This window comes from Thiohalocapsa sp. (assembly GCF_019695415.1).
GTDB lineage: Bacteria > Pseudomonadota > Gammaproteobacteria > Chromatiales > Chromatiaceae > Thiohalocapsa.
In genome coordinates this window covers 1-7,016 of the sequence record NZ_JAIFKJ010000183.1, presented here as the reverse complement: position 1 = coordinate 7,016, position 7,016 = coordinate 1, and the positions used below count along the sequence as shown (strand labels likewise).

The following is a 7,016-nucleotide window of genomic DNA, read 5'->3' as shown; positions in this document are numbered from 1 at the left end:
CCCGGCTCCTTCATTTTCAGCGACTTGGGTCGCTGAAAATGGCGGGGCGTCCTGCTCCGCACGGGAAGCGCCAATAAATCGGCGCTTCCCTTGGTCGAAGATCAGGGTTGCCAACTCGGAGTGCCGCTGGCAGCGCAGATTAAGTGTCTGATTGTATTACGCTGCGCCGCAGGCCGCTATGCACAGCCAAGCCTGCGACCTGATTTGCATTCAAACTTCGTCTCGGAATCTGCATTCCCGACTCATTATGCGCGAGATCATCAAACGGCAAATGGAGCTCGGCGAGGTTGACATTGGTGCGATCGAGATCAGCGCCAAGTCCCGCGACGACATCCCGCGCCTGTTGCGCGGCCTGCAGCACATCTACACCACCCGGGCGCTGCGCGAGGCGGTGTTCGAGATCCTCGTGGAGGTGGTCCCGAGACGCCCTGACGATGGCGAAGCGGTGAGCGTCGAGACCGGTCGGCCCGGCATGTCGCAATGGCAGATCCTGGTCCTCGGGGTGCTGCGCCTGGGGCTCAATGCCGACTACGACCGCATTGCCGAATTGGCCAACGAGCACAAGACGCTGCGTCAGATGCTCGGGCACGCCGATTGGACGGATGACACCCGGTGGCACGTGCAGACGCTCAAGGACAACCTGCGGCTGTTCACCCCGGAGGTGCTCGAGCGTATCAACCGAGTGGTGGTGGACGCCGGTCATGCCCTGGTCAAAAAGGCCCGGGCGAAGGGCTTGAAGCGCACAGTGACTCCTTCGGGCTTTTTTCAGACTTTTAATCAGTGGGTCACTGGTTCGAGTCCAGTTCGGGGAGCCAACAGAATCAAGGGGTCACGCGGGAGCGTGACCCCTTTTTTGTGCAAACGTTGCAGCTCAATGGAGTCCTCGCCCATGCGGCGTAGACTGAGCCGCATGGCCGAGCGCGGGTTCTGCTGCGCGGCACACGGGCTTTGTGTCGCGGTGGAGTCCGTGCCGAGCTGGACAGCGGTAGAGGCCGAGTGGCGGCTACTTGACGAGGATCAGTTTGTCGTTGCGCGTCACCAGCAGGGTATAACGGGCGTCACCGTGCTCGATGACGATGCGACGCTCGCCTTGCATGAGCTCATCGCTGGTGAGTCGGCGCGGGGCTGGCTGCGGTGTCCTGGAGCGGATGCCTGCGACGGACTGCGCGGTTTGTTGCATGGCTTGTCTCCGGTGGGGCGTTGCGGTGGTTGTGCAGTTCGGCTGCTTTGCGGTGTTGGGGCTTTCGCGGTGCGCTGCCGTTCGTTGCGAGCGCCGTACGGCGCAGCGGTGCCGGCGGCCGTATGCGGCGTGGGGCAGCATCTGCGCCCGATTTGGCCCAGTCGGGCTTGGTAGGCGCGCCATTTCAGCAGCGACGGCTGCGATGTTGTGAAGAGTAAACGTAATGCGAGTGATTCGCAATACTATCGTTTCCGGGTGCAGCGGGTTCGCTGACACACGCGCGCCGACGTGACGGCAGGTGCTGCGGGCAGACCGGCCCACGGCGGTGATCGGCGCGCGCTCGCGCTGCATGCGGGCTGTCTGCCGACGGATCTCCTGGATTTCAGCGCCAACATCAACCCCCTCGGGATGCCGCCGGCGGCGCGAACAGCCCTGGTTGAGTGCATAGAGGCTCTGGGGGACTACCCGGATCCGGACTGCACCGCACTCCGCGCGGCGATCGGCACGGCGTTGGATCTCCCGCCGGCGCGGGTCCTGCCCGGTAATGGCGCCGAGCAGCTGATCTGGTGGCTGCCGCGGTTGCTCGGGGCCCGGCGTGTGGTGATGACGGCTCCGTCTTACCTGGACTATCGGCGCGCTTCGAAGGTTTGGGGCCTCGAGATCGTATCGCTCTCGCTGACGGCGCGGGATGACTTCTTGGTGGATCTGACCGCTCTGGCAGCCATGGCGCGCGACGGTGATCTCGTGTGGCTTGGCCACCCGAACAACCCGACCGGCCGCCTACTGGACATGGATGCCGTCGCCGCGACGGTCGCGGCGCGGCCGGGGGTCTGGTGGGCGCTTGATGAGGCGTTTATCGACTTCGCGGAGGCGGCGGCGTCGGGCGTGTACTTGGGGCTCGAGAACCTGATCGTCGTCCGCTCCATGACGAAGTTCTTTGCGCTGGCCGGTCTGCGGCTCGGCTATGCGGTACTGGCTCCGACGTTGGCGGCGGCCGGGAGACGCCTGTTGCCGGATTGGTCCGTGAGCACCCCGGCTCAGGCGGTCGGTGTCGCAGTGCTGACCGATGCGTCCCTGCCCGATTACAGTGAGCGGACGCGGCGCCTGATCCGCGCGCAACGGCAGACGCTCACCGCTGGACTGCGCGACCTTGGGGCGAAGGTGGTCGATGGTGCGGCGAACTACCTGTTGTGGCGGTTGCCGGAAACCGCACCGACGGGTGTCGAGGTAGCCGAGGCACTGTTGCGGCGCAGACATATCGCTGTCCGCACCTGTGATGACTACGTGGGCCTCGACGGGCGCTGGCTGCGGGTGGCCGTGCGTACTGCGGACGAGAATGCGAGCCTGCTCGAGGCGTTGGCCGCCGTGCTGCGGTGACTGGGCCGATGGTGGTGCGTTCGGGGGCTTGCCCGAAGCGCGCCACGGGGCTTAAATCGCGGGCATCGCAAATCGTCGTCTCCCTAAGGTGTCCACAGGTCACTCGCCATGCCCGTCTACGAGTTTTACTGTCCAGACTGCCACGCCATCTACAACTTCTTCTCACGTCGGGTGGATACCGAAACTCAGCCCGCGTGCCCGAGATGCCGCCGCCCAGCCCTCGACCGACGCGCTTCGATGTTCGCTATCTCCAAAGGCCGCGGCGACGAGGCGGAGGGCGGTGAGGAAGGGTTGCCGGCTGGCATGGATGAGGACGCCATGATGAAGGCCATGGCCGCCATGTCCGGCGAGCTGGAAAATATCGATGAGGACGATCCGAAGCAGGCGGCGCGTGTCATGCGTAAACTGTTCGCCGCCGCGGGACTCAAGCCCGGGGACGCGATGGCGGAGATGATGGGCCGGATGGAGGCCGGGGAGGACCCGGACCAGCTGGAGGCGGAGTACGCCGATGTGCTGGACGCCGAAGATCCTTTTGCCGGGCTCACAGCCGGCGGTGCAACCAGTCTGCGTGCGTTGCGCCGGGAACTGCTGCCGCCGCGTCGGGACGATGACACTTGGTATCCACTCAAATGATCTATCGGCGGCATCGGCCGTCGTGCAGACCTGCGCCGCATTATGCCGTTGCCTGATGGGTGCTCGGATGGCCTCGGCAACCTGGGCTGCCGCTTCGCTCGGGCAATCACGGGGCTCGCCGTTGCGCCGGATTGCCGCGCCAGGGTGTGGAGAACGCTCATGCCCGCCTCCATGGTCGGCTGGCGGAAGTGGGGCCGGAGGGGGCTAAGCGCCTGGTGTGAGCCTCAGCGACAGAATTCGTTCAGGTAGGCCTCCAACTCACGCCGGCGGCGTTTTAGGCGCTCGCCGCGGGCGGGCTTGTAGCCTGCCCGAAGCTCGTTATTGATCCGCGCGATCTGCTGGCGCTTCTTCCAACAGCGCTCAACGTGCTGCTTGCGCGGTGAGGTACTTGTGGCGCCTTTGCGGGCCTTCTGGCTCTTCGGTTTTGGGGCTGAGCCCGGCTGCGGGGGCTGCCAGCCGGTGCGGTTGTCCTGAATCTGGAGCGTCTCGGAATGGTCTCCTCGCGCACAGGGGTGCTGGCGAAACTCGATACTGCCATCTGCAGCTGTGCAGCGGTAGACGCTGGATTGGGCCGCAGCGGGCGCGGGCGCGGCGACAGCCGCCGCCAGCAGAGCACCAGTGGCGACCAGCCCGGCGGCCGGCGCAATGCGAATTCGTGCACGCATTTTGCTTGCCCTCTCGCAGATCTAGTCGGCGGGTGTCCACCTTGGGTGTTCGATTGTAGTTTGGTCTTCACCCAGAGCCCTGTAAAGAGCGGGTAACCTCGCCACCAACCGGCATGCGGCATCATCCGCGCCACCAGCGTCTTTGGTGCGCGCCGAGCGCATTTTCTCAACACGGGGTCGAAGCGATATGCAGAGTATTTACATCGCCGGTGCCGGCTCCGGCAGCGGTAAGTCCGTCGTGGTTCTGGGCTTCATGGAGCTGCTGTCTGCCATCAATCGGCGCGTGGGCTTCTTCCGTCCTATCGTCAGCCGCGACGTGCACGAGGACGATCTCACCACCCTCGTGCGGCGGCGCTACGACCTCCCGTTTCCCGCCGAGCGCCTCTACGGCTGCACGGCGATGCAGGCGAGCGAGCTGGTGGCGGCCGGCCGCTACGATGACCTGCTGAAGCGCATCCTCGACAAGTACATGCTCTTGGAAGAAGAGTGCGACATGGTGCTCTGCGCCGGCACCGACTACGACGGGCTGGTGCCATCCCTGGAATTCGATTTCAACGCGGACCTTGCGAACAACTTCGGCTGTGCCATCGTCGTCGTCGTGAAGGGTTTTGGGCGCAGTCCAGACGAAGCCCTACACGCCGTGCACATGGCCCATGAGTCAATGGTGGATCGCGGCGGGGATCTGCTGGCGACCATCGTCAATGGCGTCGATCCGGATTTCGTGGAGCCGATCAAGCGCCGCGCCCGCGCCGTGCTGTCGGCGAAACAGACGCTGTATGTGCTGCCGGAGATGGAGTCGCTGTCCAAGCCCACCATCGGCGAAATCAGTAAGCTGCTGGGTGGGGAGTGCCTGTGCGGCGATGACGACGCGTTGAACCAGGTGGTGACAAATTACAAGATCGCGGCGATGGAGATCCCTGACTTCCTCAACTATATCGAGGATGGCTGTCTGATCATCACGCCGGGCGACCGCAGCGACATCATCCTGGCGAGTCTAGCCGCCGACGTCTCCGCATCCTTCCCCAGGGTTGCTGGACTCCTGCTCACGGGCGGTCTGGAGCCGGCGACCAATGTGCAGCGGCTCGTGGCCGGTCTGCGCCGCACGCGTGTGTGCATTTTGAGCGTCGGGGCCGATACCTTTCAGACGGCGCTCGCGGTGAACGGGGTGGAGTCCACGATCCTCCCGGGCGATGACCGCAAGATCGCCGCCGCGCTTGGTCTCTTCGAGCAGAGTGTTGAGGTCAAGGACCTGCAGCAGCGCATCGCGGTGCACCGCACCGAGCGCATGACGCCGCTCATGTTCGAGTACCAGCTGGTGCACCGAGCCAAGGCAGACCGCAAGCACATCGTCCTGCCGGAGGGAACGGACGAGCGCATCCTGCGCGCGGCGGAGATCCTGATCCTGCGCGGTGTCGCCGACCTGACGCTGCTCGGCAATCCTGACAAAATTCATCGTCGGATCGATGAGCTTGGACTTCGGCTCTCGGATGTTGTCATCATCGATCCGGTGACCTCGCCAAAGCGCGCGGAGTACGCGGCCCTCTACCATCAACTGCGCCAGCACAAGGGTATCTCGGCACAGATGGCCCACGACGCGCTGGAGGACGTCAGCTACTTCGGCACGCTCATGGTCTATACCGGCGATGCCGACGGCATGGTGTCGGGTGCCGCGCATACCACGCAGCACACCATTCGGCCTTCGTTCGAGACCATCAAAACGAAGCCGCACACCAAGCTTGTGTCCAGCGTCTTTTTCATGTGTCTTGCGGACCGCGTGCTGGTCTATGGCGACTGTGCGGTGAATCCGAATCCGAACGCAGAGGAGCTGGCCGATATCGCCATCACCTCTGCCGGAACGGCGGCGGCCTTCGGCGTCGAGCCGCGGGTGGCTATGCTGTCATACTCCACCGGGGCCTCGGGTAAGGGCGAGGACGTGGAGCGCGTGCGCGAGGCCGTCAGGATCGCGCGCGCGCGTCGTCCTGACCTGAAGATCGAGGGCCCGATTCAGTACGACGCCGCTGTCGATGCCAGCGTCGCCCGGTCGAAGCTGCCCGACAGCGAAGTGGCCGGCCAAGCGACGGTCTTTATCTTTCCGGACCTCAACACCGGCAACAACACCTACAAGGCCGTGCAGCGGAGCGCCGGTGCGGTGGCGATCGGCCCGGTGCTGCAGGGTCTGAATAAGCCCGTGAACGACCTGAGTCGGGGCTGCACCGTCACCGACATCGTCAATACCGTCGCCATCACGGCCATACAGGCGCAGACGGCCGCAGCCGAGTCGGCAGTGGCCGAGCCTGCCGTCGCGACCGGCTGAGCACCGCGGTGGCAGAGCAGATCAGGCAGAGGTCGCGGATGAAGATACTGGTGCTGAACTCCGGCAGCTCGTCTATCAAGTTTCGGCTCTTTGCCGTCGATGAAGGGTCTAGTGACTGGCATGCGGCTGCCAGCGGTGCGGCGACGCGCATCGGTGAGGGGTCCGCAAGCCTGCGCCTCGATTGGACCGATGGGGACGGCGAGCAGAGAATGCGGGATGAGGCCATCGAGATCCCGTCGCATCAAGCCGGTATCGAGCGTCTCGTCGCCTCGCTCAAGGAGAGCGGCGTCCTGGGCGGGATCGAGGAGCTTGGCGCCGTCGGGCATCGGGTGGTGCATGGCGGCGAGGCCTTTCACGCGCCGACGCTGGTGGACGACGACGTCATCGCCGCCATCCGCCAGATGATCCCCCTGGCGCCGCTGCATAACCCGGCCAACCTCGACGGCATCCTGGTGGCTCGGGAGCTGTTTCCCGGTGTGCCGCAGGTGGCGGTGTTCGACACGGCGTTCCATCAGACCATGCCTCGCACCGCATATCGCTACGCCATCCCAGGCTACCTGTACCGCGAGCATCACGTCCGCCGCTACGGCTTTCATGGCACCTCGCATCACTATGTCGCGAAGGAGGCGGCGCGGATGCTCGACAAGCCCTTGTCGCAGTGCAACCTGATCACGCTGCACTTGGGCAATGGCGCCAGCGCGACGGCAATCCGTGACGGCGCCAGCGTGGATACTTCCATGGGCATGACGCCGTTGGAGGGGCTGGTGATGGGCTCACGCTGCGGCGACATCGACCCGGCTGTGCATTTCTATCTCTGCCGGCACCTGGGCTTCGATAACGACACCCT

General features: G+C 64.8%; 6 protein-coding genes and 1 pseudogene. 5 read left to right on the top strand and 2 right to left on the bottom strand.

Features of this window, described 5'->3' with window-relative positions; translation table 11 throughout:
* Positions 1-247: 247 nt before the first annotated feature.
* Positions 248-721 (top strand): annotated as a pseudogene (locus tag I6U14_RS05080) (ISNCY family transposase); the annotation flags it as partial.
* A gap of 282 nt (positions 722-1,003) precedes the next feature.
* Here I6U14_RS05080 and hemP read toward each other — a convergent pair.
* The gene (gene hemP / locus I6U14_RS18245) at positions 1,004-1,096 is read right to left on the bottom strand and encodes a hemin uptake protein HemP (protein WP_367115626.1); all 93 of its coding nucleotides are present in this window, start codon (positions 1,094-1,096) and stop codon (positions 1,004-1,006) included.
* A 372-nt stretch (positions 1,097-1,468) separates the two neighbouring features.
* Between hemP and cobD the strand changes: the two genes are divergently transcribed.
* Positions 1,469-2,557, top strand: a complete 1,089-nt coding sequence (cobD, locus tag I6U14_RS05075; protein ID WP_296897403.1) for a threonine-phosphate decarboxylase CobD — start codon at positions 1,469-1,471, stop codon at positions 2,555-2,557.
* Between the two features lie 108 nt (positions 2,558-2,665).
* Positions 2,666-3,190, top strand: a complete 525-nt coding sequence (locus tag I6U14_RS05070) for a zinc ribbon domain-containing protein (protein ID WP_296897401.1) — start codon at positions 2,666-2,668, stop codon at positions 3,188-3,190.
* Positions 3,191-3,414: 224 nt separating this feature from the next.
* On the opposite strand, the gene I6U14_RS05065 is transcribed toward I6U14_RS05070, so the two are convergent.
* Positions 3,415-3,855: a hypothetical protein gene (locus tag I6U14_RS05065; RefSeq protein WP_296897399.1), complete on the bottom strand. Its 441-nt coding sequence runs from the start codon at positions 3,853-3,855 to the stop codon at positions 3,415-3,417.
* A gap of 187 nt (positions 3,856-4,042) precedes the next feature.
* Between I6U14_RS05065 and pta the strand changes: the two genes are divergently transcribed.
* Both pta and I6U14_RS05055 read left to right on the top strand, forming a co-directional pair.
* Positions 4,043-6,169: a phosphate acetyltransferase gene (gene pta / locus I6U14_RS05060; RefSeq protein WP_296897397.1), complete on the top strand. Its 2,127-nt coding sequence runs from the start codon at positions 4,043-4,045 to the stop codon at positions 6,167-6,169.
* Positions 6,170-6,207: 38 nt separating this feature from the next.
* Positions 6,208-7,016 (top strand): acetate/propionate family kinase (locus I6U14_RS05055; RefSeq protein ID WP_296897396.1); only part of this gene is annotated, 809 nt, incomplete at its 3' end.